Origin of the sequence: Streptomyces beihaiensis, assembly GCF_026274175.1 — a bacterium.
Lineage (GTDB): Bacteria > Actinomycetota > Actinomycetes > Streptomycetales > Streptomycetaceae > Streptomyces > Streptomyces beihaiensis.
Genome location: NZ_JAPHNL010000224.1, coordinates 1 through 809 on the forward strand (window position 1 = coordinate 1; position 809 = coordinate 809).

An 809-nucleotide genomic window follows, 5' to 3' on the forward strand; every position below is an offset into this window, starting at 1 on the left:
CTGGTGTGGTTCATGACGAAGTCGATGATCACCCGCATGCCCCGCTGATGCGCCGCGTCCACGAACTCCACGAAGTCCGCCAGATCGCCGAATTCGGGCAGGACCGAGGTGTAGTCCGCCACGTCGTAACCGCCGTCACGCAGCGGGGACTTGAAGAACGGCGGCAGCCACAGGCAGTCGACGCCGAGCCATTGCAGGTAGTCGAGCTTGGCGGTGATGCCCTTGAGGTCGCCGATGCCGTCGCCGTTGCTGTCCTGGAAGGAGCGGACGAGGACCTCGTAGAAGACGGCACGCTTGAACCAGTCAGGGTCCCGGTCCTTGGCGGGGGTGTCCTCGAAGGTGTCCGGGACGGGTTCATTCATGATCATGGTGTGGTTGACCCTCCGAATCCCTGGGCAGAGCAGCGTTCATCGCGGCGTGGACGGTCGTTGGACGGTGAGGATGTGCGCGGGTGACCGGCCCGGATCGAGGCGCACGTAGTTCGTCCTGCCCCAGTGGTAGACGTCGCCGGTGAGCTCGTCCCGCACCAGGGCGGTCTCGTGCGGGCCGAGCCCCAGCTGCGGCATGTCCAACGAGACCGTGGCCTCCTGGGTGTGGTGCGGGTCGAGGTTCACGACCACCAGAACCGTGTTCGAACCGTGTGCGCCGTCGGCTGTCTTCGAATACACGATCACCTCTTCCTTGTCGGCGTGGTGGAAGTGGATGCCGCGCAGCCGGTGCAGGGCCGGGTGACGGCGCCGGATCTCGTTGAGGCGGGTGATGAACGGGGCGATGCTACGACCCTCGCGCTCGGCCGCGGCCCAGTCACG

1 protein-coding gene and 1 pseudogene are annotated in these 809 nt (G+C 66.1%); both read right to left on the reverse strand.

Annotation, left to right across the window (positions count from 1 at the left end; all coding sequences use genetic code 11):
• Positions 1–368: alpha-amylase family glycosyl hydrolase (locus OFY01_RS18290; protein ID WP_266601238.1), on the reverse strand; the 368-nt coding region annotated here is incomplete at its 3' end.
• 39 nt (positions 369–407) lie between these two features.
• A pseudogene (locus tag OFY01_RS18295) lies at positions 408–809 on the reverse strand (DUF3459 domain-containing protein); the annotation flags it as partial.